Annotated in this window: 23 protein-coding genes; 13 read left to right on the top strand and 10 right to left on the bottom strand. The window is 67.9% G+C overall.

Annotation, left to right across the window (positions count from 1 at the left end; translation table 11 throughout):
• Positions 1 to 70 precede the first annotated feature (70 nt).
• Positions 71 to 262 (bottom strand): hypothetical protein, encoded by a 192-nt coding sequence (locus tag FDN03_RS08570; RefSeq protein ID WP_306420721.1) that lies wholly within the window; start codon positions 260 to 262, stop codon positions 71 to 73.
• 161 nt (positions 263 to 423) lie between these two features.
• Positions 424 to 2,925, bottom strand: a complete 2,502-nt coding sequence (locus FDN03_RS08565; RefSeq protein WP_138175963.1) for an ATP-dependent DNA ligase — start codon at positions 2,923 to 2,925, stop codon at positions 424 to 426.
• 253 nt (positions 2,926 to 3,178) lie between these two features.
• Here FDN03_RS08565 and FDN03_RS08560 point away from each other — a divergent pair, with 253 nt between their 5' ends.
• On the top strand, positions 3,179 to 4,366 hold the full coding sequence (locus tag FDN03_RS08560; protein WP_138175961.1) for a Ku protein: 1,188 nt from the start codon (positions 3,179 to 3,181) through the stop codon (positions 4,364 to 4,366).
• A gap of 34 nt (positions 4,367 to 4,400) precedes the next feature.
• Here FDN03_RS08560 and FDN03_RS08555 read toward each other — a convergent pair whose 3' ends face one another.
• Complete coding sequence (locus FDN03_RS08555; protein ID WP_138175959.1) at positions 4,401 to 5,573, bottom strand: alcohol dehydrogenase catalytic domain-containing protein; 1,173 nt, start codon at positions 5,571 to 5,573, stop codon at positions 4,401 to 4,403.
• 69 nt (positions 5,574 to 5,642) lie between these two features.
• Complete coding sequence (locus FDN03_RS08550; RefSeq protein WP_138175957.1) at positions 5,643 to 5,858, bottom strand: hypothetical protein; 216 nt, start codon at positions 5,856 to 5,858, stop codon at positions 5,643 to 5,645.
• A 334-nt stretch (positions 5,859 to 6,192) separates the two neighbouring features.
• On the opposite strand from FDN03_RS08550, the gene FDN03_RS08545 reads away from it, so the two are divergent.
• The 5 genes from FDN03_RS08545 (at position 6,193) to FDN03_RS08525 (ending at position 11,376) form a co-directional block, all read left to right on the top strand.
• A complete protein-coding gene (locus FDN03_RS08545) occupies positions 6,193 to 6,621 on the top strand; it encodes a CBS domain-containing protein (RefSeq protein WP_054821703.1) in 429 nt (142 codons plus the stop codon).
• 122 nt (positions 6,622 to 6,743) lie between these two features.
• The gene (locus FDN03_RS08540) at positions 6,744 to 7,907 is read left to right on the top strand and encodes a hypothetical protein (RefSeq protein ID WP_138175955.1); all 1,164 of its coding nucleotides are present in this window, start codon (positions 6,744 to 6,746) and stop codon (positions 7,905 to 7,907) included.
• A gap of 183 nt (positions 7,908 to 8,090) precedes the next feature.
• A complete protein-coding gene (locus tag FDN03_RS08535; protein ID WP_138175953.1) occupies positions 8,091 to 9,557 on the top strand; it encodes an extracellular solute-binding protein in 1,467 nt (488 codons plus the stop codon).
• A gap of 9 nt (positions 9,558 to 9,566) precedes the next feature.
• Positions 9,567 to 10,490, top strand: coding sequence for a sugar ABC transporter permease (locus tag FDN03_RS08530; RefSeq protein ID WP_138175951.1), 924 nt, complete (start codon positions 9,567 to 9,569; stop codon positions 10,488 to 10,490).
• Positions 10,483 to 11,376, top strand: coding sequence for a carbohydrate ABC transporter permease (locus FDN03_RS08525; RefSeq protein WP_249354440.1), 894 nt, complete (start codon positions 10,483 to 10,485; stop codon positions 11,374 to 11,376). Before FDN03_RS08530 ends, FDN03_RS08525 begins: the two co-directional genes overlap by 8 nt.
• 126 nt (positions 11,377 to 11,502) lie before the next feature.
• Here FDN03_RS08525 and FDN03_RS08520 read toward each other — a convergent pair whose 3' ends face one another.
• From FDN03_RS08520 to FDN03_RS08510, 3 genes are read right to left on the bottom strand one after another with little or no spacing between them, the layout of a single operon-like run.
• Positions 11,503 to 11,760: a hypothetical protein gene (locus FDN03_RS08520; protein WP_138175949.1), complete on the bottom strand. Its 258-nt coding sequence runs from the start codon at positions 11,758 to 11,760 to the stop codon at positions 11,503 to 11,505.
• 46 nt (positions 11,761 to 11,806) lie between these two features.
• Positions 11,807 to 11,995, bottom strand: a complete 189-nt coding sequence (locus FDN03_RS08515) for a hypothetical protein (RefSeq protein WP_138175947.1) — start codon at positions 11,993 to 11,995, stop codon at positions 11,807 to 11,809.
• Between the two features lie 28 nt (positions 11,996 to 12,023).
• Positions 12,024 to 12,293: a Rho termination factor N-terminal domain-containing protein gene (locus tag FDN03_RS08510; protein WP_054821349.1), complete on the bottom strand. Its 270-nt coding sequence runs from the start codon at positions 12,291 to 12,293 to the stop codon at positions 12,024 to 12,026.
• A 709-nt stretch (positions 12,294 to 13,002) separates the two neighbouring features.
• On the opposite strand from FDN03_RS08510, the gene FDN03_RS08505 reads away from it, so the two are divergent.
• Positions 13,003 to 13,848 (top strand): SDR family oxidoreductase, encoded by an 846-nt coding sequence (locus FDN03_RS08505; RefSeq protein WP_246049904.1) that lies wholly within the window; start codon positions 13,003 to 13,005, stop codon positions 13,846 to 13,848.
• Between the two features lie 208 nt (positions 13,849 to 14,056).
• Here the strand turns inward: FDN03_RS08505 and FDN03_RS08500 are convergent, their stop codons facing one another.
• Entirely contained in the window at positions 14,057 to 16,189 is a 2,133-nt protein-coding gene (locus tag FDN03_RS08500) for a catalase (protein WP_138175945.1), read from the bottom strand.
• A gap of 380 nt (positions 16,190 to 16,569) precedes the next feature.
• Between FDN03_RS08500 and FDN03_RS08495 the strand changes: the two genes are divergently transcribed.
• The 3 genes from FDN03_RS08495 (at position 16,570) to FDN03_RS08485 (ending at position 19,159) form a co-directional block, all read left to right on the top strand.
• Entirely contained in the window at positions 16,570 to 17,646 is a 1,077-nt protein-coding gene (locus FDN03_RS08495; RefSeq protein WP_171021183.1) for a glutamate--cysteine ligase, read from the top strand.
• A gap of 2 nt (positions 17,647 to 17,648) precedes the next feature.
• Positions 17,649 to 18,146 carry a hypothetical protein gene (locus FDN03_RS08490; protein WP_138175941.1) on the top strand — a complete coding sequence of 166 codons (498 nt, stop codon included), beginning with the start codon at positions 17,649 to 17,651 and terminating at the stop codon, positions 18,144 to 18,146.
• Between the two features lie 68 nt (positions 18,147 to 18,214).
• Positions 18,215 to 19,159 (top strand): endonuclease/exonuclease/phosphatase family protein, encoded by a 945-nt coding sequence (locus FDN03_RS08485; RefSeq protein ID WP_138175939.1) that lies wholly within the window; start codon positions 18,215 to 18,217, stop codon positions 19,157 to 19,159.
• Positions 19,160 to 19,192: 33 nt separating this feature from the next.
• On the opposite strand, the gene FDN03_RS08480 is transcribed toward FDN03_RS08485, so the two are convergent.
• The gene (locus FDN03_RS08480; RefSeq protein WP_138175937.1) at positions 19,193 to 19,861 is read right to left on the bottom strand and encodes an alpha-ketoglutarate-dependent dioxygenase AlkB; all 669 of its coding nucleotides are present in this window, start codon (positions 19,859 to 19,861) and stop codon (positions 19,193 to 19,195) included.
• 71 nt (positions 19,862 to 19,932) lie between these two features.
• Entirely contained in the window at positions 19,933 to 22,758 is a 2,826-nt protein-coding gene (locus tag FDN03_RS08475; RefSeq protein WP_138175935.1) for a hypothetical protein, read from the bottom strand.
• Between the two features lie 213 nt (positions 22,759 to 22,971).
• On the opposite strand from FDN03_RS08475, the gene FDN03_RS08470 reads away from it, so the two are divergent.
• The 3 genes from FDN03_RS08470 (at position 22,972) to FDN03_RS08460 (ending at position 26,505) form a co-directional block, all read left to right on the top strand.
• Positions 22,972 to 23,883, top strand: coding sequence for a carbohydrate kinase (locus FDN03_RS08470; protein ID WP_138175933.1), 912 nt, complete (start codon positions 22,972 to 22,974; stop codon positions 23,881 to 23,883).
• Between the two features lie 60 nt (positions 23,884 to 23,943).
• On the top strand, positions 23,944 to 24,729 hold the full coding sequence (locus tag FDN03_RS08465; RefSeq protein WP_138175931.1) for an IclR family transcriptional regulator: 786 nt from the start codon (positions 23,944 to 23,946) through the stop codon (positions 24,727 to 24,729).
• Between the two features lie 102 nt (positions 24,730 to 24,831).
• Positions 24,832 to 26,505, top strand: a complete 1,674-nt coding sequence (locus tag FDN03_RS08460; protein ID WP_138175929.1) for a urocanate hydratase — start codon at positions 24,832 to 24,834, stop codon at positions 26,503 to 26,505.
• Positions 26,506 to 26,621 lie beyond the last annotated feature (116 nt).

Here is a 26,621-nt window from a genome sequence, read left to right as displayed (position 1 = left end):
TTGGTGGTTGCGGATAGTGGCTGGGTGCGAAGAAGCCCTCGGTGCTTCGGCCAGCCGCCGTGCTTCGCGATTACTGCGTGGGCACCTGCGACGATTCGCTTCCCTCGGCGCAGTGGGAGCAGCAGAACGCTCCGCCCTCCTTGCGCACCGGGTGGCCGAGAATGGCACACTGACAGTGCGCGCAGCGCGGGGCCATCATGTGGATCGCGCATTCAAAACTGTCAAAGTGCCGGGTCATCTCGTCGCGGGTGATACTGAACATGTCCTGGGCCGTGTTTCCGCAATTGGCACAAGTTTGCATGGTCCTTCTCCTTTCCGTGATCGAGTCCGGTTCGTTTCGCACCGGTTGCCACCACCCTGTCATCTGGCCGGGCTCAGTCCCAAGGACGTCCAGCAAGATCCCAGCCAGCGATAAGTGGGCGGTTATTCGCGGCGGACCTGCTCCGGGTCCTTGTCCGGGCGCCAGCCGCGCCACACCGGATGGCGCAGGCGCCCGTCCCGGGTGGTCTCGCTGTATTGCACCTCGCCGACCAGCTTCGGGCTGACCCAGTGGGCGTCGCGCTGATCGGCGGCCGGCACGTCCTTGGCCGGCGGGGTCTTGCGGGTGAGCTTCTGAAGCCGGGCGCGGATCTGGGTCAGCTGTTCCTCGCGGAACCCGGTGCCCACCCGCCCGGCGTAGTGCAAGGTGCCCTGCTGGTCGGGGATGGCCAGCAGCAGGGAGCCAAAGCTGGAGCTGCGCGCCCCCTGGCCCTGCCGCCAGCCGATCACCACCACCTCCTGGTGGGCCTGGTGCTTGATCTTGATCCATTCGCGGCTGCGCCGGCCCGGTTCATAGCTGCTGTCGCATTCCTTGGCGACGATGCCTTCCAGCCCCAGCTCTTCGCTGGTGGCCACCGCGTCCGGCGCCGCCCCATGATGGGCCGGTGGAATGTGGATGAAACGGCCTTCGCGCACCGCCTGCTGCAGCCGTTCGCGGCGCACCTGGTAGATCTCATCGGTCAGGTCCTGCATCGCTCCACCCTCACCGGGCAACGCCAACGCGTCAAAGAGCATCAGGTGCACATCCGGTTTCCCGGCACCGGAGCGGGCCTTGGCGGTGGACCGCGAGGACTTGGCGGTGCTGGACAGCCGCTGCTGCAGCAACCCGAAGTCGGGGCGCCCCGTGGAATCCAACGCCACGATTTCCCCGTCCAGGATGCTGCCCTGCGGGGCCAGCCCGGTGATTTCAGCCAGTTCGGGGAACAGCTCGGTCAGGTCCTTGCCGTTGCGGCTGGTGATGCTCAGCTTTCCCCCGGTGGTGCCCACCAGGGCGCGGTAGCCGTCCCATTTCATTTCAAAGGACCAGCATTCCTCCGGGTCGATGTCCCCCAGACTTCCGGCGGTGGCCAGCATCGGACGCAGTTCGCGCAGCTGCGCGGGCCTCGGCCCGTTGCCGTTAGATTTGCGGGTGGCCCGGGCCTTGGTGGGGGAAGCCGGTGCGCCTGGTTCCTCGCTCGGTTCCGGTTCGGACCGCTCGTGTTCGGAGGGCTGGTCCTTGGTCAGCTGCAGCAGCCAGTTGCGCTCCCCACCCATGTTCTTCGCGTGGATGAGCACGAAGCGGCGCGGTACGCCCTCCAGCCCGCCGTCGGGGCGTCCCTCCAGCACGGCGATGACCTTCTTGTCGTCCTCCCACTCCTCGATCCGGCAGGTGCCGGTGTCCCAGATTTCCACGGTGCCCGCCCCGTACTCCCCCTTGGGGATGCTGCCGTGGAAGCTGGCGTATTCCAGCGGGTGGTCTTCGGTCATGACGGCCAGCCGGTGCACGCCCTGGCGCAGCGGCGGTCCCTTGGGCACCGCCCAGGACACCAGCACCCCGTCGTGCTCCAGCCGGAAATCCCAATGCAGGCGGCGGGCCTGGTGTTTCTGGATGACGAACGTGGCCTGCTGCCCGACCGTGCGCAGCGTGGTCTTGGTGCGTGGTTCGGGCACCGGCTCCGGGGTCTTGGCCGCATCGCGCATGGAGCGGTAGGTGGCCAGCCGATCCGTGCTGGCCGTATCGGCCAGCGGGGTGAGCGGGTCGTTGCCCTCCTCCAGGCGCTGCAGCACCTCCGGGTACTCCAGGTGGCGCAGATCCGGATCCTCCAGTTCCTCCCAGTGCCGGGGAACGGCCACGGTCGGGTGGGCGCGTCCGCGCAGGGAATACGGGCAGATGGTGGTCTTGGCCGCGTTGTTCTGGCTCCAGTCCACAAGCACCTTCCCCTCACGCAGCGAGCGCTTCATGTTCGAGACCACCAGCTCCGGCTGGTCCTGCTCCAGGGAACGGGCCATCTCACGGGCGACCGCGGAGATCTGCTCGGAAGTATGGGTGCCATCCAGCGGCGCATACAGGTGGATGCCCTTGGACCCGCTGGTCACCGGCAGCGCCTGCATGCCCATCCCCTCCAGGATTTCCCGGCACCATTTGGCCACCTGAACGCATTCGGCCAGTCCGGCCCCGGGCCCGGGATCCAAGTCCAGCACCATGCGGTCCGGGTTCTGCGGGTTCAGGGTGGGATCAAAGCGCCACTGCGGGACATGGATTTCCAGGGCGGCCACCTGCCCGAGCCAGGCCAGGACCGCCGGTTCGTTGACCAGCGGGTAGGTGTTCACGTGATCCGAATGCTGGATCTTCCCGGTGGGAATCCAGCTGGGGGCGGAGTCCTCCAGGTCCTTGCGGAAGAACGGCTGCAGCGGCTTGTCCTCCGTACCGACCCCTTCGACCCAGCGTTTGCGGGTGGCCGGGCGCCAGGCCGCGTAGCTGATCAGGGTGGGCGCCACCCGGGTGTAGTAGTCGATCACCTCACCCTTGGTGGTCCCGGTCTGCGGATACAGCACCTTGTCCAGGTTGCTGACCCGCAGGGTGTGTCCGTCAATGCTCACGCTTTGTTCGCCGCCCCGCCGAGCCATGCGTCCCTCCCTTATCTGCCGCACGCTTCCCACGTGCCGGCTACTGCCATCGTGCGTTGGCCCGGCTCCTTGTTCAAGGTCCGTGCCGCTGTTTCCCACTGTGCCCTGCCGGGTGACGGTGCCCAACCGCTCATGGCAAGCTTTGCGGTTGTCCGCCCCGCCGGCGGACAGCGGGGCCGGGTGATGGCGGAAGAACCATGAAGTTTGCTGCGCCCCCTAGTCAGCGCCGCTGCCTTCCTGCTTGACTGTGCCTATGCGTGCTATCTGGACAGGTTCTATTGCGTTCGGGCTGGTCAACGTGCCGGTCAAGGCCTACAGTGCGGCCAGCGACCACGACATTGACCTGCATCAGGTTCACGACAAGGACGGCGGCCGGATCCGCTACGAGCGGCGCTGTGAGGTGTGCGGGAAGAAGATCACCTACCAGCACATCGACAAGGCCTACGACACCGGTGAGCAGACCGTGGTGCTCACCGACGAGGAAATGGATGCGCTGCCCTCGGAGAAGAGCCGCGAAATCGATGTGGTGCAGTTCGTTCCGGCAGAGCAGATTGACCCGCTGACCCTGGAGCGCAGCTACTACCTGGAACCGGATTCCAAGTCCCCCAAGGCCTACGCGCTGCTGCGCCGCACGTTGGAGCAGACCGAGCTGATGGCGGTGGTGAAGTTCGCGCTGCGCCAGAAGACCCGGCTGGGCGTCCTGCGGGTGCGTGACGATGTCATGGTGCTGCAGTCCATGATGTGGGGCGATGAATTGCGGGAAGCCGATTTCCCTGCCGCCCATGGTGCGGCGAAGATTTCCCCGCAGGAGCTGAAGATGTCGGCGGCGTTGGTGGAGCAGTTCACCGGGGACTTCGATTCGAGCCAGTTCGAGGACGACTACCAGAACGAGCTGCGCACCCTCATTGACGAAAAACTGAAGCAGGGGGACGCGCTGGACACCGACGCCACGTTCGGTGAGGCCCCGGCCGAGACCGAATCCTCCGGGGAGGTCATTGACCTGATGGAGGCCCTGAAGCGCAGCATCGATTCCAAGCGCGGCGGCAAGGCCAAGGCGGCCACCCGTTCGAAGCCGGCCAAGGACGCCGAGGCCGAGGCGGCCACCCGTTCGAAGCCGGCCAAGGACGCCGAGGCCGAGGATGAGGACGCTGATTCGGGGTCCGGCGGCAAGAAGACGGCGGCCAAGAAGGAAGCAGCCACCAAGGGCACCAAGAAATCCACGGCCACGAAGACAGCGGCCAAGAACTCCTCGGACGAGAAGACCAGCACCACAAAAACCACCGCGAAGAAAACTGCGCAGAAGAAGACGGAGACCAAAAAGTCGGCAGAGAAGAAGCCGGCCGCTAAAAAGACGGCGGCCAGGAAACCGGCGGCCAAGAAGGGCACCACCTCCAGCGCGAAGAAGTCCACAGAGACCAAACGGCCCCGGAAGAGCGCCTGAGTACTCTTCCGGGACCGTTCGGCCTGGTGGTTCCCTAGGGCGTTAGCACCACCTTGATGCAGCCGTCCTTCTTCTTCTGGAAGGTCTCATAGAGCTCCGGCCCGCGGGAGAGCGGGGCGGTGTGGGTGACCAGGTCGTCCAGGCCCAGCGGGTCAGCTGAATCCTCGGTCAGCGGCAGCAGGTCATCGATCCAGCGCCGCACATTGCACTGGCCCTGCTTCACGGTGATCTGCTTGTCGAACATCTCCAGCAGCGGCATCGGTGTCACGGCGCCACCGTAGACTCCACTGAGGGAAATCGTTCCGCCGCGGCGCACCGAGGACACCGCCGAATGCAGCACCGCGGTGCGGTCCACCGCCGCATGCTTCATCGCCAGTTCCGCCACCGGGCCCGGCAGCAGGCCGGTCGCCTGCTGCGCCACCCAGGCCGCCGGTGAACCGTGCGCCTCCATGCCCACCGCGTCAATGACCGAATCCGGTCCGCGACCGGTCATTTCCGCCAGTTCCTTGGCGCTGGAGGACTTGAAGTTCAGGGTTTCCACCCCATGGCGGGCGGCCATGTCGCGGCGTTCGGCCACCGGGTCCACCCCGATGACCCGGTAGCCCAGGTGGGTGGCGATGCGGGAGGCCAGCTGCCCGACCGGCCCCAGCCCGAAGACCGCCACGCTCCCGCCATCGGGCACCTGCGCGTACTGCACGGCCTGCCAGGCGGTGGGCAGGATGTCCGAGAGGAACAGGTAGCGGTGGTCGGGCAGCTCGTTGCCCACCACGATCGGGCCGTAGTCGGCGTGCGGCACCCGCAGCAGTTCGGCCTGCCCGCCGGGCACCTGCCCGTACATCTTCGAATACCCAAACAGTGCCGCCCCCTTGCCCTGGTCCTTGACCTGGGTGGTTTCGCACTGGGACTGCAGCCCATGCTCGCACATCCAGCAGTGGCCGCAGGCGATGTTGAAGGGGATCACCACCCGGTCCCCGACCTTGAGGTTGTGCACCTCGCTGCCCACCTCAACGACCACGCCCATGGGTTCGTGGCCGATGATGTCCCCCTCCTGCATGAACGGGCCGAGCAGTTCGTACAGGTGCAGATCCGAACCGCAGATCGCGGTGGAGGTGATCCGCACGATCGCGTCAGTGGGCTGCTGCAGCTGCGGGTCGGGAACCTGGGTGTACTCGATCTTGCGCTTGCCTTGCCATGTCAGTGCCTTCATGCCTGCCTTTCGGTTGGGATGGGCTGGTGCCGGGGGTGCGCCGGACGGTGGCTGCCGCCGGCGGTGGTCCTAGCGCTCGTCGTCGTACTGGTCGCCCTCGGAGGGATCCAGGTCCGGGTCGATGCCCACGGTGGGGTCATCCTCTTCCCCGGGCTCCGGACGGTCATCCACATCCGGGTTCCCCTCGGAAACCGGCCAGGCCTTCTCCACCAGGTTCTGGTCCGGGTCCTTGATCTTGTCGATGGTTTCCTTCATCGCGTCCTTGGCCTTGTCGATGAAACCCATGTGGTGTTCCGCCTTTCCTCGATTCGGGAACGTGGGGTGCCAGCGGCCGCGCACGCAACAGCTGACCCCCTACCAAGTACCACGCACGGTGGCGCGGGAACACGCTTAATCGGTTTCTTACAGGATGCGCGGCCCCCAGCTTGGCCCGCCGGCGGTAACGGCATAAAGGTTGCTGGCAATCATTGCCGCTGCGCCCGGGCAACGGCCACGCTGGGGGTGTGCCTGGATGCCGCCGCAGCGGATTTTGCTTCAGTGCATCGGCAGCGGCGGCGGGCATCGACAACTCAGGGAGCCGACCGGCTTCCGTTCCCCTGAAAAGGAAGGAAGTAGGACCATGGCAACAGTGACCGCACGAGAACTCATGACCTCTCCGGCCGAGTGCGTCAACGAGCAGGATTCCATCCAGGTCGCCGCGCAGCGCATGCGGCAGCTGGATGTGGGCATGCTGCCGATCTGCGGCAGCGATGAGCGGCTGGCCGGAACCATCACCGACCGCGACATCGTCATCAACTGTGTGGCCGACGGGGTGGAGACCTCGCGGGTGAAGGTCGCCGACTACGCCCAGGGCAAGCCGGTGACCATCGGCGCCGATGACTCCGTGGAGGAGGCCATCAAGACCATGCAGCAGCACCAGGTGCGCCGCCTGCCGGTCATCGACGGGCACAAGCTGGTGGGCATGCTCGCCCAGGCCGACGTGGCCCGCTACTACGACGAGGAGCGCACCGGTGACATGGTCTCCGGTGTTTCCCAACCGCAGGACTAGGAGACACACAGCCGCTTGACCCATACTGAACAACTACGAGGCACTGTGGTGGCCCGGCCCCTGGCCGGCCACCACAGTGCCATATCCAGCACCGCCGGATGGCGCCTTGAAAAGTGGGGCGCATGAGCACCGGCGGGATCGACAGGCAGGAACAGATGGCCGCAGAGGAGAAGTCCGAGGGCGATGCGAGCCCGCAGCGGGAACCGGACTACACGGTGGGGCTGCTTGCCGATCCCGGAATCGCCCAGACACTGGCCGGCCGGGTCCTGCAACCGGTACGCCACACCCTGAACACCCGCGATGAGGGCGGCAAGCTGTGGGAGATCGACAGCGACCGGCAGTCGCTGCCGGTCTCGGCCGCCGGCCGGGTGATGATCAACGACCACGCCGAATCGCTGGGCAGGCGCCTGGGCTGGGACTACGTGGTCTACCTGACCGACATCCCGCAGTACGTCGAGGGCCGGCCGGTGCGCATGATCGTCAGCAGCGCCCACCGGGTGGCGACCATCGTGGTGCCGATGATGGGCCTGGCCCGCCGCCGCACCCTGATCGACTGGGTCCTGCGGGCCATCAAGGAACTGCACGAGGACAACGAGACCCCCGAGCCCTCGGTGAAGATGCCCGACCGGCTGCTGTCAATGACCGGCAGCGTGGTGCACGAGCAGGAGCCGGAGGACCGCTTCTCCACGGTGGAGGGGCTCTCGGGCCGGCTGCTGCTGGTGTTCGGGATGGTGCGCAGCAACCGTCCCTGGCGGCTGGTGCCGCGGCTGTCCTCCGCCATGGCCGGTGCCGCCGCCACCGGCGCGTTCGGCGTGTTCTACACCAGCATCTGGCAGATGGCCGACTACCTCTCCGCCGCCCGGCTGACCCTGATCACGCTGACCTCGCTGGCGGTGCTGACCACCTGGCTGATCATGCACAACCGCCTGTGGGAGTCCCCGCGCGGGGTGCGCAGGCGCGAACGCTGGGTGCTGTACAACGTGGCCACGCTGGTCACCGTGGGGCTGGCGGCCGCCGCCATGTACCTGGTGCTCTACGGAGTGCTGCTGCTCGGTGCGCTGGCCGTCATTGACATTGAATTCCTCTCCGAACAGCTGGGCCATGAGGCGAGCCTCGACGAATACCTGAACCTGGCGTGGCTGGCCGCATCCCTGGGCACCATGGGCGGGGCCATCGGCTCGAGCTTCGATGATGAGCAGGCGGTGCGCCAGGCGACGTTCAGCCACCGCGAGTACGAGCGGCGCAACCTGCAGCTGGAGGAAGAGGACGAAGAGTCCGGCGAATAGCCGCGCTCCGCGCGCCGCTCGCCAGGAAACGGGCACTAAACCTGAGTACTTGCTGTTAAAAATCGTGTGACATGGCTTACTCTGGGCACCGCTTCTATCGTGAGACCACGTTCAGCTCCCGCGCCGGGATCTGCCGGCGCGGTCGCTGAGCACCGGTTACTTCACGCGCACCTGGGAGTCACGATGTCACGCTCTTCTTCCCCGTCCCCGGCGTCCGGTCTTCGCCCGCCAGCGCACCCGGCCGTCCGCACCCTGGCCCTGGCATGTGTCGCGGCCATCGCCGTGACCGGCTGCGCCCGGGGCAGCACCAATGACAAGAACAACGATCCGGGCATCGAGTTCTCCTCCGACGCCGAGCTTCAGGGCAAGCTGGATGTGATGGGCTTCAACCGGGACGCCGACGAGGTGGCCAGCACCCGCACCGACCTGGCCGAGGAGGCCATCAAGCCGGCCACGCTCAGCGCCCCGGCCGGGGAACTGGACACCCAGCAGCTGCTGTCGGCCATTGCCGCCGGCAAGGCCCCGGATTTGATCTACATCAACCGGGACGAGTTGGGTTCGATGGCCGCCCGCAAGGCGGTCATGCCGCTGGACACCTGCATTGAGGGTGAGGGCATCAACACCGATGACTTCCGCGAGTCGGCCCTGGCCCAGGTCACCTTCGACGGGAACGTCTACGGGGTGCCGGAGTTCAACCAGGTGCAGATCATCATGGCCAACGCCGAAATGCTGAACTCCGCCGGGCTGTCCGTGCAGGACATCGACGGGTCCAACCCGCAGCTGATCACCGATGCCGCCGAGAAAATGATGCAGCACAAGAACGGCAAGCTCTCGGCCATCGGCTACGACCCGAAGCTTCCAGAATTCCTTCCACTGTGGGCCATGGGCGAGGGTGCCGCCCTGGTGTCCGAGGACGGGCGGACCGCGCTGTTGAACGACCCGAAGGTGGTCAGCGCCCTGGAGTTCGGCATCGACCTCTACGAAAAGCAGGACGGTTTTGGCACCGTCAAGTCGCTGCGTGACTCCGCCGACTTCTTCGGCAAGGGCAACCAGTTCGCCACCAACGCCCTGGGCGCGATGCCCATGGAGCAGTGGTACGTCAATATCCTCAACGACGTTTCCCCCGATACCCCGATGGCGTTCACCACGATGAAGACCTCCGCCGGTGAGCCGATGAGCTTTGGCACCGGCTCGGCCTGGGCGATCCCCAGCGGGGGCGACAACCCGCAGGCCGCCTGCCGCTTTTTGAAGACCATGACCACCACCGACACCTGGCTGGCGGCGGCCAAGGCCCGCTCGGATGACCGGGTGAAGGACCAGAAGCCGTTCACGGGCCTGTTCACCGCGAACCGGACGGCGGATGAGCAGATCAAGGAGCAGTACGTGGACACCAACGACTACCTGGCCTCCCCGTGGGCCGAGGCCGTGGAGGCGTCCTACGAAGCGAACAACCACTCCTTCGCCATCCCGGCCCTGCCGGCCGACGCACAGTTCAAGCAGGCGTGGCTGGATGCGGTGAACCGGGTGCTCAGCGGCAACGCGTCGGTCACCGATTCGCTGGAAACCGCGCAGGATGAGGCCCAGCGGGCCCTGGACCAGGCGTGGAGTGAGTGGGAGGCCAATTCCCAGGCCAGCAGCTCGGAACAGTAGGGCTGCCCCATGGCAACCGCAACCACCCGGCGGGCCCGGCGGCGGCGCACCACGCTGACCGCGCTGGTGTTCATCAGCCCATGGATCCTGGGGTTTTTGATCTTCACCGCCTGGCCGATCATCTACACCGCCTACCTGTCCCTGACCGACTATGACGTGCTGACCGACCCGTCGTTTGTGGGGATGGACAACTACCGGGAGCTCTTCGAGGACCCCAAGGTGCTGCTCTCGCTGCGCAACACCATGTACTTCACGCTGCTCTCGGTGCCGCTGCACATTGGGGTGGCCCTGGCGTTGGCGCTGTTGCTGCAGCAGGTGATCCGGGGCCGCGGCTTCTTCCGCACCGTGTTCTACCTGCCGAACATGACCCCGCCGGTGGCGGTGGGCGTGCTGTTGCTGTTGCTGTTCAACGGGCACACCGGAGCGGTCAACGTCCTGCTGGAGGCCGTGGGAATCCCCGGCCCGCAGTGGACCACCGACGGACGCTGGGTGGTCCCGGGCCTGGTGCTGATGAGCCTGTGGACGCTGGGCGGATCGGTGGTGATCCTGCTGGCATCGCTGAACCAGGTGCCGCAGGACCTGTACGACGCGGCCAAGCTGGACGGGGCCGGGGCCTGGCGGCGGCTGACCCGCATCACCCTGCCGATGATTTCCGGAACCCTGTTCTTCCTGGTCATCGTCAACACGATTGCGGGGCTGCAGACCTTTACCGAGGCCTATACCGCATACTTCGGGGCGGGCAACCAGACCTACAGCAATGACGCGGCCCTGTTCTACGTCATCTACCTGTTCCGCCAGGCCTTCGAATACCTGCACATGGGTTACGCTTCGGCACTGGCCTGGGTGCTGTTCCTGGTGATCATGGTGATTTCGATGATCCAGTACTTCGCCGGACGGAAACTGGTCTACTACGAAGGAGAAGACGGTGGCTAGCATCCGCAGCACCAGCAGCATCGCCGGCCCCCCGCGCGAGATGGCCGGGCAGCATACGGCCCTGCGCAAGGTGCGCAAGCTGTTGTCCTGGGTGGTCCTGCTGATCGCCACGGGCCTGTTCATCTACCCGTTGATCTGGCTGCTTTCGGCCTCCTTCAAACCGCAGTCAGAGGTCTTCGACAACCGGTTGGTCCCCGCGACCCCAACACTGCAGAACTACCTGGACATTTGGCAGTCGGCGCCGATGGCCCTGTGGATGGGCAACACGATCCTGGTGACCGTGCTGGCGTCTCTGGCCGTAACGTTCAGCAGTTCCCTGGTGGCCTGGGGGTTCGCGTACTACCGCTTCCCCGGCCGGGACGCGCTGTTCATCCTGATTCTGGCCACCATGATGCTGCCCGGGGTGGTCACCCTGATTCCCACGTACCTGATCTGGGATGCCCTGGGCCAGGTGGGGACGTTGACGCCGCTGTGGGCGCAGAACCTGTTCGGTTCGGCGTTCTACATTTTCCTGATCCGGCAGTTCTTCCTGGGCCTGCCCCGGCAGGTCTTCGAGGCGGCCCGCGTGGACGGGGCCAGCGACTGGCGGCTGTACTGGAACTTCGCCTTGCCGCTGTGCAAGCCGGCGATCGTGGTGACCTTGGTCTTTGAGACGCAGGCGGCCTGGACGGACCTGATGCGGCCGCTGATCTACCTGCGCGATGAAACCACGTTCACGATCCCCCGCGGGCTGAAGGCCCTGGTGGATCAGTTTGGTTTTGCGGGCAACTGGCATTGGGAGCTGATCGTCACCGCCAGCGTCATTGCCACCATTCCCATGATCATCGTCTTCTTCATCGCCCAGCGCCACATCCTGGAGGGCGCGGCACCCGCCGGTCCCCGATAGCGGGCGGACCACAGACCAGGGGCTGCAGTTCCCTTGAACGGGATCTGCAGCCCCTGGCTGGTTTCTTCACGGTCCGGTGTGGTTCACCGCCGCGCTGCGGCGGTGGCAGTCACCGGGCGTGTGCGGCTACTTGCCGTCGACGCTGGTGCCGCCGCGCGGGTGGTCCAATGCGTGACGCCCGCGGATCGCCCGGAACGCGCCGTAGATGAACATCAGCGCACCCCAGATCACGGCGATCCACAGCGGGCTGGGGTTGGTGGTGCCGGCTCCTGGTGCGAAGATCAGGAACGCGGCGAAGGCCACCGCGATGATGGCACCGGAGATCATGAGCCCCACGCCGGGGCGTTTCTTCTGCGGACGAGATACTCCACGGCTGTCTGACATTGGTTCTCCCTTGTGCAAAGTTGTGTGTAGCGGGGCCGTTGCCGGCCTATCCCGCGTCGAAGCGCTGTTCGTCTTCGTCGGCTCCCTTGCCGGCCGGCCCGGTCTGCTCATCGCCGCGCTTGCCGCGCTCGGTGCTGGCCTGCTGGTCGGTGGTTTCCTGATCGACCGGTTCGGCCAGGCGTGCCTCCTGCTCGTCGGTCTGTGGGTAGTCGTCGGAAGATTTGCGATCACTCATTGGTCCAGTCCTTTCCTTGGATGCAGCCCTACGAATTGCGCAGGGCCTCGACCAGTTCGTCCTTCTTCATCTTGGAGCGGCCATCGATGCCGATTTCGGCCGCCCGATCCCGCAGCTGCTGAACGGTCCAGTCCTCGTAGCTGCCGGACTCCCCGCCACGTTCACCCACCTTCGAGCGCCCGTCGCGGGCGGCCGCGTTGGCGATGCGGGCGGACTTCTGCTTGGAGTTGCCCTCCTTGCGAAGCTCCTCGTAGAGCTCCTCGTCCTTGATGCGGCTGTTGCCCTTGTTCTCTGGCATGGATCCTCCCCTACTCGGTTCACTCCTGCGCCGTTGACCCTGGTTCACCGTCCCGGACGTTCGGCCGTGCCCGGTGCAGGCCCCTTATTCGCATCACGCTAGACCACCTCACAGGCTGGTAACAGGGCGTGTGTGCGGCTTTGCGGGAAATCCCAGCTAACACCGAGAAGGCCACCGTCGCCGGTCGTATTATCCCGCGGTGAGAACAAAAACGGGCACGCCTTAATCGAATCCGAGTATCGTCTGAGCTTTCTCCGTGAAAACCCTGCCCTGCCTGTCGACGCCGGGCAAGCCTGTAAGACTGTGGATTGAAGCAGGGGCTACGTCGCCCGAGGCGGCGCGGTCTCCTACCGTCGAATGTCGAAAGCAGGAGGAAACAATCATGTCCCATGATCAGTCCCAGAACCCTGGACATCCACAGAAGCACACCGAACCGGTGGGCACTCCCAACGACACCAGCAGCAAGGACACCACGTCCAGCGCCGAACACAACGAGCCGGTAGGCACCGCCCACACCGACCGCGACGACGACGAGGAATCGACCTCCGGCGTGCCACAGCACAACGAACCGGTCGGCACCGGGGACGGTCACAGCGGCCGCAAGCAGGCGGGGCCCGGCGCCCCGCACGAGCCGGTGGGCACCGGTGGCGTGGAAACCTCCTCCGGCGGCGGGGACGGGGACCGCGCCCAGCGCGCCGGCAAGGAGAAGATCTCCCCACCCGAACAGCGTCAGCCCGAACCGGGCCTGGACAGCGAGATGATCCCGCTGGCCGATCACGGCGAGCGCACCTACCAGGGCCGGGATCGGCTCACCGGCAAGCGCGCGCTGATCACCGGCGGTGATTCGGGCATCGGCGCGGCCGTGGCCATCGCGTTTGCCCGCGAGGGCGCCGACGTGGCGCTGGCCTACCTGCCGCAGGAGGAAAGCGACGCGCTGAGCATCGCGCAGGTGCTGGAGGAGGCCGGTGTGGAGGTGCACCACCTGCCCGGTGACCTGCGGGACCGCAGCTACCGTGATTCGCTGGTGGACGAGGCGGTCAAGGCCCTGGGCGGGCTGGACATCCTGGTGAACAACGCCGGCAAGCAGATCAGCATCGAGTCCATCGACCAGCTGAGCGATGAGCAGGTGGAGGCGACCTTTGACGTGAACATCCTGACGATGTTCACCCTCAGCCGGGCCGCCCTGAAGCACCTGGGCGAGGGTGGGTCAATCATCAACACCACCTCCATCCAGGCGTTCGAACCCTCCGCGCACCTGCTGGACTATGCGGCCACCAAGGGCGCGATCTCGAACTTCACCAAGGGCCTGGCGCAGCAGGCCGCCGAACGCGGCGTGCGTGTGAACGCGGTGGCTCCCGGACCGATCTGGACGCCGCTGCAGCCCTCCGATGGCCAGCCCATCGAGAAGCTGCCGAAGTTCGGTCACAATACCTGGCTCGGCCGTGCCGGTCAGCCAGTGGAGGTGGCTCCGGCCTACGTGTTCCTGGCCTCCGACGACGCCTCCTACGTGGTCGGGTCCACGATCCACGTCAACGGCGGACAGAACCAGCCGTAGCCGGCAGCTGGCCGCAACGGCCTGACGGCGGCACAGCCCGCCAATAATAGAGGCACCAACGCCACGGCGTTGGTGCCTCTTTTTATTTGACTCACACCCCGTTTGGCGGCGCTCGCTGCCCACGCGGGGCCGGTACGGCAAATGAACCTGGGGCCGTGGACCCCCACACGGATCCACGGCCCCAGGTCGTCTTGCGTTGTTTGGCGAACTAACCGCCGAAGCGCTGCCACACCCGATGCAGGGCCATCTGCCCGGCCAGCCAGGTCACGGCCTGCCCGGCATCTTGGTGTTCGAACCCGGGCGTGCCCGCCGGGATGGCCAGCTTCTCCAGGTCCTGCTCCAGCTCCGGGCTGGTGTAGGCCACGGCCTTGGACTGGCGGAAGGTTTCCTGCAGCAGCAGGCCCACCCGCGGGTCCAGCATCTCGGGTCCGGCGTGGTCCCCGGCCGCCCCGGCCTTGGTGTCCAGCGGAACCTTGGCGGTGGGCGCGGCACGGTGCCGGCCGACCACCAGGATGCTGTCGAACTCCACCGAGCGGGCGGTGAGGTAGCTGCGGTCCACCGGCAGGTCCTCGGCCAGCTTGCCGCCGTCGGCGGCCACCAGCAGCACCCGCAGGTTCAGGCCCATCGCCTCGTCCTTGAGCCGGCGCACCAACTCCAGGTCGGTTTCCGGGCTGACAACCAGTCCCAGCACGCGGCCATCGACCGGCCACTGCTGGCCGACCTGGGACAGCGCGGGACTCGGTGCCGTATCCTTGACCTCCTCATCCGGTTGCGGGGCCGGCAGACCCAGGGCGAGGGCGACCGAGGCGCACAGCTCCTCATCGATGTTGGCCAGGCACTGCAGCTGGCGCTTGCGCACTTCCTCGCTGCTGCACTTGCCCAGTTCGAAGGAGTACCCCTGCTGCACGTGCAGCTGTTCGGGGGTGGTGAGGCTGCGGTAGAACAGGCGGGCCTGGCTGAAGTGATCGCTGAAGCCCACCGGCTCGGCGCGTTCCTTCACCGCCTCGGTGACCGCCTCGGGGAAGTCCACCATCCGCGCCTGGGCTTCGCTGCCCGGCTCGGCCATGAACGGGCACCCGCCGTCCAGCGAGTTCGGCTTGTAGGGCGCGACCCCCTCGTGGATGTACTGCTGGTGCATCCCGTCGCGGAACGTGTCATTGATCGGCGCGTGCGGACGGTTGATCGGCAGCTGGGAGAAGTTCGGTCCGCCCAGCCGGCTGAGCTGGGTGTCAATGTAGGAAAACAGGCGCACCTGCAGCAGCGGGTCGTTGGTGACATCGATGCCGGGCACCAGGTGTCCGGGGTGGAAGGCCACCTGCTCGGTTTCGGCGAAGTAGTTCGACGGGTTCTCGTTCAGTTCCAGCAGCCCCAGCGGCTGGACGGGGGCCAGTTCCTCGGGCACGATCTTCGTCGGGTCCAGCAGGTCGATGCCCTCAAAGCTTTCCGAACCGTCATCGGGGAACACCTGGACCCCCAGCTCCCACTCCGGGTAGTGCCCGGAGCTGATCGCATCAGCCAGGTCCCGGCGATGGAAGTCCGGATCCGCCCCGGAGGTCAGCTGGGCTTCCTCCCAGGTCAACGAGTGCACCCCGAGCTTGGGCTTCCAGTGGAACTTGGCCAGGCAGCTGTTGCCTTCGGCATTGATCAGCCGGAAGGTGTGGATGCCAAAGCCCTCCATCATCCGGAAGGACCGCGGGATGCCGCGGTCACTCATCTGCCAGATGGCGTGCGCCTGGGCGGGGGTGTGCAGGGAGACGAAATCCCAGAACGTGTCGTGCGCCGACTGGGCCTGCGGGATCTCAAGGTCCGGGTGCGGTTTGGCGGCGTGCACGATGTCCGGGAACTTGATGCCGTCCTGGATGAAGAACACCGGGATGTTGTTCCCCACCAGGTCAAAGACGCCTTCCTCGGTGTAGAACTTCGTGGCGAAGCCGCGGGTGTCGCGCACGGTGTCCGAGGAGCCGCGCGAACCGACCACGGTGGAGAAGCGGGAGAACACCCGGGTGACGCGTCCGGGTTCCAGGAACCCGGCGGCGCAGATCGATTCGGCGGTGCCGTAGCTGGTGAACTGCCCGAAGGCCCCGGCGCCGCGGGCGTGGACCACGCGCTCGGGAATGCGTTCGTGGTCAAAGTGGGTGATCTTCTCGCGCAGGTGGTGATCCTGCAGCAGCACCGGGCCGCGCGGACCGGCCTTCAGCGAATGGTCGGTATCGCGAACCGGGGCGCCCTGGCTGGTGGTCATGTGCTCGGAACGCTGGCCGAAACCGGTTCCGGCATCCTCCGGCGGACCGGTGTGCTTCGCGTTGGCGGATTGATTGGGTTGATTGGCTGGCTTGTTCATGCGTGCGCTCCTACGTGAGTTGTTCGAGGCAGATGAAGGCGGTGTTCGGCGACGAACCCCCACAGCGGCCAGCGGGTGCCCGGTCAGCACCGGTCGGCGCCGGCACGGGGATTCGTGCCCGATTCCTGCCCCTCACGCTACGAGCCGCAGGCAGGGCATAAAACAAATGTCAACGGATTCATCGGAACGGTTCAGCAAATTTCCTGCCGTTTACCATCAGGCTCCGCTATGGCTTCTTGAACACAGCATGTGAATTCACCCGGTCCCCTTTCAGCGGCGGCCTCACTGGCCTAGTGTCGCACCAGGATTACCGACAGGCACTGGCCCCCACCCGCCGGCGACGCAAGTGGCGTGCGTGGGAGAAAGGAAGGAAGGACACGTTGAACACCTTTGGTGTGGAGGAGGAGTTCTTCCTGCTCGATGGGGAAACCGGTCTGCCCGCCGTTCCGCGCGGCGAACTGCTCGGACTGGGAACGCATCGGCTTGAAGGGGAGATCCAGAAGGAATGGCTGGCTTGCCAGATCGAGTTCGCCACCGGGGTCTGCCAGAGCCCCCAGGACGGGCTGGATCAGCTGCGCACCTTTCGGCGCAAGCTGGCTTCCGCGGCGCAGGCCGAGGGGCTGATGGCGGTGGGGCTGGGCGCGGTTCCCGCGATCAGCACCGAAACCGCGACGGTCACCGACACCGAACGCTACCAGCGCATTGCCCAGCACATGCCCGGCATCGCCGCGGAGCACTACCTCAGCGGTCAGCACATCCATGTGGGCATCGAGAACCGTGAGGACGGGATCGTGGCCATGAACGCGCTGCGCCCCTGGCTTCCGCTGCTGCTGGCGATCAGCGCGAACTCCCCGTACTGGCGGGCCGCGGACACCGGTTTCGCCTCCTGGCGCACCATCCAGTACCGCCGGTGGTCGGTGCAGGGCATTCCGCCGGCCTTCAAGGACAGCCGGGACTACGACCGGCGCCTGGGCCGGGTGCTGGCCAGTGACGTGGTCCTGGACAGTGGACACGTGGGCTGGGCGATGCGCCTGTCGGAAAACCAGCCGACCGTGGAGATCCGGGTGGCCGACTCCCAGATGCGGGCCGCCGATTCGGTGCTGCTGGCGCTGCTGGTGCGCGGGCTGGTGGACCAGGCGGTGAAATATCCGAGCCGCAACCGGGAATTTGACCCGGAATTCTTGGACATCGCGTTCTGGCAGGCGGCCAAGCACGGGTTGGACGGCCCGCTGCTGAACCCCTGGACCTCCAGCACCACCAGCACCGAGGCTTTCCTGCAGACCCTGCTCACCCACATCGAGCCGGCCCTGCGGGACAGTGGGGACTATGAGTACGTCCGTCAGGAATTGGAAGAAACAGTACGTCGCGGCAATGGGGCACGCCGCCAGCGCCAGGCCTTCGCGCAGGGTTCGCTTAGTGAACTGCTGCAGTTGGCCCGGCACGAGTTGGAGTTGTAATCATGGGGGATCCTTTTCATACCGGTGGCCTGCTCAATGGCTGTGCCGTCCTGCGCTGGATGGAGGGCGAGTCGACGGGGGCATCACGCGGACGCTTGCCCGCCGCCGAGGACCCGGCGCAGATCCAGCATCACGAGGCCGACCAATGCCCGTATCTGGAGGTGGAGCTGGACGGGTCGCTGATCCATGCCCAGGAAATCGCCAGTTATGGGCCGCGGGTCATGGTCCGCTACCCGGCGCAGGTCCTTGACGCCAATCACTTCTCCCACCTGAAGGTGGCGTGGGTGGACAGGGAGAAGACCCGGCGCATCCGCCGCGAGAACGCGTGCTGGAACAACCCGGTGGACAGCATTGACTGGCATGAGCTGGAAGATGAGTCGCTGCAGGATGAGGTGCCCGGGTATCGCTCCGCAAAACAGCAGAATCCGGAACGCCGGGTCTTGGATCACCAGCCGCCCACGGCAGATCGCCTCTCCGGCGGCCCCCTGGAAGGGGCCTGAACCGTCCACAGCATTTCGCAGGGCAAATCGATTGTTTTTGCAGGTTTCTGTGGCACTGTTGAAGTCCAATGTCCCACGTTGCATCACGCCGCCTGTCGGCATCCAGAATATTTGCGCGCCTGCTGATCATTGCCGGCTGCCTTGCCTTGACCGTGCTGCTGGTTTTCCACCAACAGGTTCCCGACGTGGCCGGGCTCGGCCTGGTCATCGACAACCTGGCCCCCTGGCTGGGGCTGGGGGTACCGGTGCTGCTGCTCCTTGCCCTGGCCGCGCGCGGGCGCGGCACCTTCCTGATGCTGCTGGTTCCGGCGGTGGCCTGGGCGCTGATCTTCGGCCCGATGGTGGTGCCGGCTCCCGCCCGCGAACCGGTGCAGGGGCTGAAGGTGGCGACCCAGAACGTGCATGAACGGCAGGTGGATTCGGCGGCCCGTTCCCTGGCGCAGGCCGGGGCGGAGGTCATCGCCCTGCAGGAGCTGGGTGCCGGGCAGGACGCCGAGGTGAGCCGCACCCTGGCCTCCAGCCACCCGTACCATTTCTCGGTCAGCACCGTGGGGGTCTGGTCCAAGTACCCGATCAGCCGGGCCGAGCCCCTGGATTTGGGCCTGGACTGGGATCGGGCGCTGCGCCTGGATGTGGAAACCGCGGCCGGGCCGGTGCGCCTGTACACGGTGCATGCCGCCTCCGCCCGGCCCACCGGGCACGGTGACCGGGACATGATGCTGCGCAACCTGGCCGGGTATGTGCAGCAGGATCCCTCCCCGCGCATTGTGGCCGCCGGGGACTTCAACGCGACCAGCACCGACCGGCACTTCGCGCCGGTCAGCGGGCAGCTGGAGCTGGTGCGCTACAGCCGCTGGGGGCTGGCGCTGACCTGGCCGCGCCAGCCGTTCCCGGTGCTGGGCATCGACCACGTGCTGGTGCGCGGGGTGGAGCCGGCCGGCCTGGAACGCGTGGAGGCCGGGGATTCTGACCACCTGGGGCTGGTTTCCACCCTGGATGTGTCCGCCCCCTAGCGCCCGAATCCGTTGGCGGCGCGGCGGGCGCGCCTAGCGCAGCCCGGTCTGGCGCAGCGTGATATTGATCCGTCCGCTGCTGATCCCGCACCCGGCCGGGGCGGTGTGCGGGTGGATCTTGGTCACCGCGTGGTAGGCGAAGCGGGCCGGGCCCTGGAAAACGAACAGGTCCCCGGAGGCCAGGCGCAGATCCTGGTACGGCTGGTTGCGGTGCTCGTTGTTGCCCAGCCGGAAGGTGGCGCTGTCCCCGATGGACAGGGACACCACCGGCGCGTTGACCGCCTCCTCCCGGTCCTGGTGCATGCCCATGGTCGCGTTCACGTCGTAGTAGTTCACGATGGCCGCATCCGGGTGGTAGTCCCGTGCCTGCCGCGGATCCCCGGTGGCCGCCTGCACCGCGCTGCGGCCCAGATCCACCAGCCACTGCGGCATCGGTGCCACCGGCGCCCCGTTGACGTCATCGGCGGTGCGCGAATAGCGGTTCGGGCTCCAGTGCCAGCCCAGGCAGACGGTCTGCACGCTCATCGGGTGCCCGGCAACCACCGTTGAGTGCGGCGGCGCCGGGCCCTGGCCCCATTCGAAGAAGCGCTGGGTGATCCACTGCTGCGCGGCCGGCCTTAGCCACCCGGGCAGGTGGTGTGCCCCGGGCCGGGGACTGTGCGGGTGCCGCGGCAGGGCACTGTCGTCAAAGAGCGCGTCCATGCCTCCACCCTGCCCGCTGCCACCCCGCCCGGGCAAGCCGCGGCCCCGGGCCGGCGGCCTGCTGCCCGGGGCTACTGCCCCAGCTGTTCGGCCAGGCGCCGTTCGGTGGCGGCCCGCGCGTTTTGGCCCAGCGCGTCCAGCGAATCGGCCAGCCGGTGACGCAGGGTCTGCTCGGCACCGGGTTCACCGATCTCGCGTTCCAGGCTTTGTTCGAAGAGCATCACCGCCTCCTGGTGGCGCTCGTCCAGGGCCAGGTAGCTGGCCGCGGCCCCGATCGCCTGGGCGGCCGAGGATTCCTGCCCCAGGTCCTCGAAGTGGTTGGCGGCCTGCAGCATCAGGCTCACCGCCTGGGCGAAGTCCTGCTCCCCGCCGGCGTACTGGGCGTGGCGCACCAGGATCTGGGCGAGCAGCGCCTCCTGCCGGTGTTCGGTGGCCAGCTCGGCGGCCTGGCGGTAGCTTTGCTCGGCGGCGCCGGTGCCGGCGGCCTCCTGCACCGCGGCCTGCAGCATCAGCACGTTCAGCAGCACGGCGATCCCGTGTTCCTCACTCAGCGACTGGGCCAGGGCGACCAGCCGGGTGCTCAGCTGCTCGGCCTGCTCGTGCTCCCCGAACATCAGGTGCGCGTTGGCCAGCTGCTCCCCGGCCTGCAGTTCGCGCAGCCCCTCACCGGTGGCGGCGAAGATCGCCAGCGCCTGCCGCCAGTGCCCGGCCGCCTCCGGCAGCTGCTCGCTCATCGCGTAGCCCTGGGCCAGCAGGTCGTGTACCTCCCCCAGTTCCCGCTCGTCGAGCACCTGGTGCCCGTTTTCCAGGGCCTGCTGCAGGTAGTCGATCGCCTCATAGGGTTCCTCGGCCTGCACGTGCAGCTGGGCTAGGCGGAAGAGGAACGCGAAGCGCTGCGGGTCCTCGGCCCGGGTGGCCTGCCCCAGCCCCAGGCGCAGCCGCTCCCGGGCGGCCTCCGGCTCCCCCAGCTCCAGCAGCAGTTCGGCGCTGAAGTCCGCGGCGCTGATCGCCCGCTGCCGGTCCGTGTAGCCCAGGAAGACCTCCAGGGCGGCGTCGGTGTACTCCAGCGCCAGTTGGGCCTGGCCGTCGCCGGAGGCCAGCTGCCCCATGAAGTTGCGCACCTGGGCCAGCGAGTTCGCGGTGGGGTTGTATTTGCGCCAGGCGCGGATCAGCGGCTCCAGTTCCTGCGGTTCGGCCTCCGCCGAGGCCAGGATGATGCGGATGGAGTACAGGTTGTGCAGCAGCGCGTCGCGCACGTCGTCGGCCGGCATCCGCGCGATCAGCTCCAGCGCCGCCCGGTGCGTGGTCCCGGCCAGGGTGGCGGCCTGCTCGAAATCGTCGTGGCGCATCAGCGCGTGGGCCAGCCAGGTGCCGGTGTACACCCTGACCAGCCGGTCCGGGCTGCCGGCGGCGTGCAGCCGGGCCAGGGCGTGCAGCTGTTCGGTGGACCCGTCCACATGCAGTTCCAGTCCCTCGCCCTCCAGCAGCTGGGCCAGGGCCCGGTGCCCGGCCGCGCTCAGGGCCCGGCAGTAGGCGCCCAGGTGTTCGCGGGCGCTGACCTCGTTGCCCGAACCCAGTTCCAGGATCATCAGCAGCTGGTGCAGCCCGGCGGCCACATCGGCCGGCGGGTGCTGCCCCAGGCCCTGCTGCGCGTCGGCCGCGGCCCGCACGGTGTCCCCGGCGGCCGTGTATTCCCGGGCCCGGCTCAGCCATCCGGCGGCGTTGGATGGGGCGGGCACCGGGGTGGGGGACAGCGAGCTGTCCGACTCCCAGTCCAGGTCCCAGCCGGCGGCTGCCAGCGCGGTGATCTTATCCACCTGTTCGCTCATCACGGTGTTGGCGTTGCGTTCATCGAAGCGTCCGGCCAGTTCGCGGGCCGCCGCCCAGGCCAGCGGGGCCAGCACGTCGGCCGGCAGCACGGTGGCGTGCCGGCCCAGGAATTCGTCCAGCTCCGCAAGGTTGCTGCCGCTGATCGGCAGCCCGCCCAGCTGCTGCTCCCCCAGTTTCTGGCAGGTCAGCCCGAGCGCGCACAGGAAGAGCAGGTGTTCACGCTGGGCCATCGGATCCCGGGCCAGCAGCGGCAGGTGGCGTTCGACCAGCTGCACCGCCCGGGTGAGGTTGCCGGTGGCGGCCAGGTAGATGATGTGGCTGGCGGCCAGGCCCAGGTTTTGCGGTTCGCGCCGCGCGGCCTGGTAGCTGCGGATGTGCAGGGCCTTGGTCTGCGCCCCGCGCCCGGCCCGCAGCAGCGCCAGCAGGCAGGCGCCGATCGCGTGCTCCGGTTCCTGCCCGCAGCTCTCTCCCCCGGCCAGCAGCTCGTCCAGTTCGGCCAGGGCCAGCACCTGGGATCCGGTGGCCAGGTGGTAGCTGATGATGCTGGAGCGCAGGCAGGCCTCGCAGTGCGAGTACGCGTCCGGGGTGGTTTCCTCCAGCGCGGCCAGTTCCCCGGCGGCCTGCTCCAGCCAGCCGTTGGCCAGCGCCATCTCAAATCCGGCGGTGTGCACCGCGCTCAGCCCGGCCCCGGCCTGGCGGTAGTGCCCGGCCATTTCCACCAGCAGCTGGCGCAGTTCGGCGGCCGGGATCTGCGGGTCGGAGCTGAGCAGCGCCGGCATCCACTTGTACTGCCACAACAGGTCCGCCCCGTCCCCGGGATCGGCCGGGAAGCGCTGCGGGCTGGACGCGAAGCGGTCCAGGCACCAGCGGAAGTTGCCCAGCAGCCCGGTGCTGTCCCCGGCCATGGCGCACGCGTCGGCCAGCAGCAGCCGCACCCGGTATTCCAGGTCCTCCTGCCCGCTCTGCTCGGCCATGGCCAGCGCCTCCTCGAGCAGTTCGCTGCGCTGCTCACCGTAGGGCAGGGATACGCACAGCGTGAGCAGTTCCTCGATCCGTTCCTCGGACATCTTCCCGCTCCCTTCGGTGCCCTCATCGGCCGGTGGACCGGCCCTCAGCATGGTTGTGCCGCCCGTGTTGCGCTCGTGGCCCTCCCTTGGCCCGTGGTGGCGCCGCAGGGTCTGCACTGCCCGCGGGCCTCGAGCGCCACGGTACCACTGTGTGATGCCGGGCACTACAGCGCCCGGGTATCGCGGACATAGATTGCAACATAGGATCGAGGCATGGCGCGTATTTCTGTGATTGGCGAATCCCTGGTCGACGTGGTGGGACGCAGGGCCTACCCGGGCGGCTCCCCGCTGAACGTGGCCGTGGGCCTGGCCCGGCTGGGCCACCAGGTCAGCTTCCACACCGAGTTCGGGCTCGATGAGCACGGGGCCCTGATCGCCGGGCACCTGCGCGCGGCCGGGGTCACGCTGGCCGACGGCACCCAGCGCCTGGTCGCCACGAACCAGGCCCAGGTCAAGCTCGACGCCCAGGGCCGGGCCAGCTACCGCTTCAACATCAACTGGAACCTGCCCGATGACGTGGTGCCCCCGCGCACCGACCTGCTGCACGCCGGGTCGATCGCCGCCTGGCTGGAGCCCGGGGCCAGCAAGGTGCGCGAGGCGTTCGCCCAGTCCCCGGCGCACCAGCTGCGCAGCTACGACCCGAACATCCGCCCGGAGCTGGCGCACGACGCCGCGGCCGTGCGCGAGGCGGTCGGGTTCATGATGGGCCGCAGCCACGTGGTCAAGCTCAGCGAATCCGATGCCTCCTGGCTCTACCCGCAGCTGGGGCCGGCCGCCGTGCTGGACCGGGTGCTGGAGCTGGGTCCGCGCCTGGTGGTGCTCACCCGCGGGGCCCTGGGCTGCCAGGCCCGCACCGCCACCGACAGCTTCGCCCTGCCGGCCCCGGCCACCGAGGTGGTGGACACGGTGGGCGCCGGGGCGGCGTTCATGTCCGGGCTGCTCGATGCGATCCTCACCTCGGACCTGCCCGCCTCCCTGACCGGTGGGCCCGCGGGTCCCGCGGCCCCGCCGGTGCGCGCCGCGCTGCAGGCCGGGCTGGCCAGTGCCGCGCTGACCGTCGCCCGCTCCGGGGCGAATCCGCCCACCGGTGAGCAGCTGCACCGCGCGCTGCAGCGGGGAAACTAGCGGTGCGCGCACCGGCTGCCCCGGCCCGCCGGGCCAGGGGCACGCTGCCCGGAGGTGGGCGTGGCCAGTAAGGTTCCGGCGGCGGATAATACGCTGCGGGTGCTCAAGCTGCTGGCCAGCCGCAAGTCCCCCACCCCGGCCGCGATGATCTGCACGCTGCTGCAGCTGCCGCGCTCCACGGTCTACCAGCTGCTGGGGGTGCTGATCGAGCAGGGGTTCGCCACCCACTACCCGGAGGAACAGGCCTATGGCCTGGGCCTGTCCGCCTTTGAGCTCTCCAGCGCCTACACCCGCCAGGAGCCGCTGGCGCGCCTGGGCGCCCCGCTGGTGGCGCAGCTGGTGGACAAGGTGGGCCAAAGCGCGCACCTGGCGGTGCTGCACGGGGCCGATGTGCTGTACATCGTGGAGGAACGCGCCAAGGGCCGGCCCTCGCTGGTCACCGATGTGGGGGTGCGCCTGCCCTCGCACCTGACCGCCTCGGGCCGGGCGATCCTGGCCCAGCTGCCCAAATCCCAAGTGCGCGCGCTCTACCCGCGCCCGGCCAGCTTCATCAGCCGCAGCCCCAACAGCACCACCATCACCGACTACGCCTCGCTGCGCCGTGAACTGCAGTTCACCGCCGAGCGCGGGTACGCGGTGGAGCAGGGGGACGTGACCGAGGAGTTCCACTCCCTGGCGGTGGCGATCCTGGACAGCAGCGGCTGGCCGGCCGCCGCCCTGGCGGTCACGTTCCTGGGCGCGCGGGTGGACCAGGCCCAGCGCGCCGGGATCCTGGAGGACCTGAAGCACACGGCGGACCAGTTCACCGCCCGGCTGCACGGGCGGCGGGCCACCACCCGGCGCTAGAGTCCGGGATCCCGGACAACAGCGGCCGGTGAGCGGTGTCACTGTCGGCGCGGATGGCCAATGATGGAGGCAACAGCACATCCGCCGCGCTAAGGAGCCTAGATGTCCACCACGTCCCACTCACCGCACACCATCCGCGCCCCGCGCGGCACCACCCTAAGCGCCAAGTCCTGGGCCACCGAGGCGCCGTTGCGCATGCTGATGAACAACCTGGACCCGGAGGTCGCCGAACGCCCCGAGGACCTGGTGGTCTACGGCGGCACCGGCAAGGCCGCACGCAACTGGGCCGCCTACGAGGCGATCATCCAAACCCTCAAGGACCTGGAGGAGGATGAGACGCTGCTGGTGCAGTCCGGCAAGCCGGTGGGCGTGCTGCGCACCAACCGGTGGGCCCCGCGGGTGCTGATCGCCAACTCCAACCTCGTCGGGGACTGGGCGAACTGGGAGCACTTCCGCAAGCTGGAGGCCGAGGGGCTGATGATGTACGGCCAGATGACCGCCGGGTCCTGGATCTACATCGGCACCCAGGGCATCCTGCAGGGCACCTTTGAAACCTTCGCCGCCATCGGACGCAAGCGCTTTGACGGCACCCTGGCCGGCACGCTGACCCTGACCGCAGGGTGCGGCGGGATGGGTGGGGCCCAGCCGCTGGCGGTGACCCTGAACGGCGGGGCGGTACTGATCGTGGACGTGGACGAAGCCCGGCTGCGCCGCCGCGCCGCCAAGCGCTACCTCGATGAGGTGGAACTGGACCTGGACACCGCGGTGGACAAGGTGATGGCCGCCAAACACGAACGCCGGGCGCTGTCGGTGGGTTATGTGGGCAACGCCGCCGAGGTGTTCGGGCAGCTGCTCGAACGCCAGCAGCGTGGTGAGCTGCAGGTGGACATCGTCACCGACCAGACCAGCGCGCACGACCCGCTCAGCTACCTGCCGGTGGAGCACACCCTGGAGGCCTGGCACGCCGAGGCGCAGGCCGACCCGGTCGGGTTCACCAAGAAGGCCCAGGCCTCCATGGCCCGCCACGTCGCGGCGATGGTCGGCTTCCAGGACGCCGGGGCCGAGGTGTTCGACTACGGCAACTGCATCCGCGACGAGGCCCGCAAGGGCGGCTATGAGCGGGCCTTCGCGTTCCCCGGCTTCGTGCCGGCCTACATCCGCCCGCTGTTCTGCGAGGGGCTGGGCCCGTTCCGCTGGGTGGCGCTGTCCGGGGACCCGAAGGACATCGAGGTCACCGACCGGGCGCTGAAGGAGCTGTTCCCCGAGAACGGGCACCTGCACCGCTGGCTGGACGCGGCCGCCGAGCACGTTGAATTCGAGGGCCTGCCGGCGCGCATCTGCTGGCTGGGCTACGGCGAGCGCCACCGGGCGGGGCTGCTGTTCAACCAGCTGGTGGCCGAGGGCAAGGTCTCGGCGCCGATCGTGATCGGGCGCGACCACCTGGACTCGGGTTCGGTGGCCTCCCCCTACCGGGAGACCGAGGCGATGGCCGACGGTTCGGACGCGGTCGCGGACTGGCCGCTGCTGAACGCGCTGAGCGCCGCCAGTTCCGGGGCCACCTGGGTTTCGATCCACCACGGCGGCGGGGTGGGGATGGGCCGCTCGATCCACGCCGGGCAGGTTTCGGTGGCCGATGGCACCGAGCTGGCCGCCGCGAAGCTGACGGCGCTGCTGACCAACGACCCGGCCATGGGCGTGATCCGCCACGTGGATGCCGGGTACGACCGGGCCCGGCAGGTCGCCGCCGAACGCGGGGTGCGCATCCCCATGCCCTAACCGCCCAACCCAGCCAACCCCCGGTCCACCGGCCCGCCAGCTGCCGGTTGACGCGGGGGTTTGCTGAATCCTCCATGGGAGCGCTGGAGTGCCGGGCACCTGATGTTGCACACTGG

Source organism: Glutamicibacter sp. V16R2B1, from assembly GCF_005774635.1.
In the GTDB taxonomy this organism is placed as follows: domain Bacteria; phylum Actinomycetota; class Actinomycetes; order Actinomycetales; family Micrococcaceae; genus Glutamicibacter; species Glutamicibacter creatinolyticus.
Note: the sequence above shows the minus strand (reverse complement) of the source record. Positions and strands in the feature narration are given on the sequence as shown.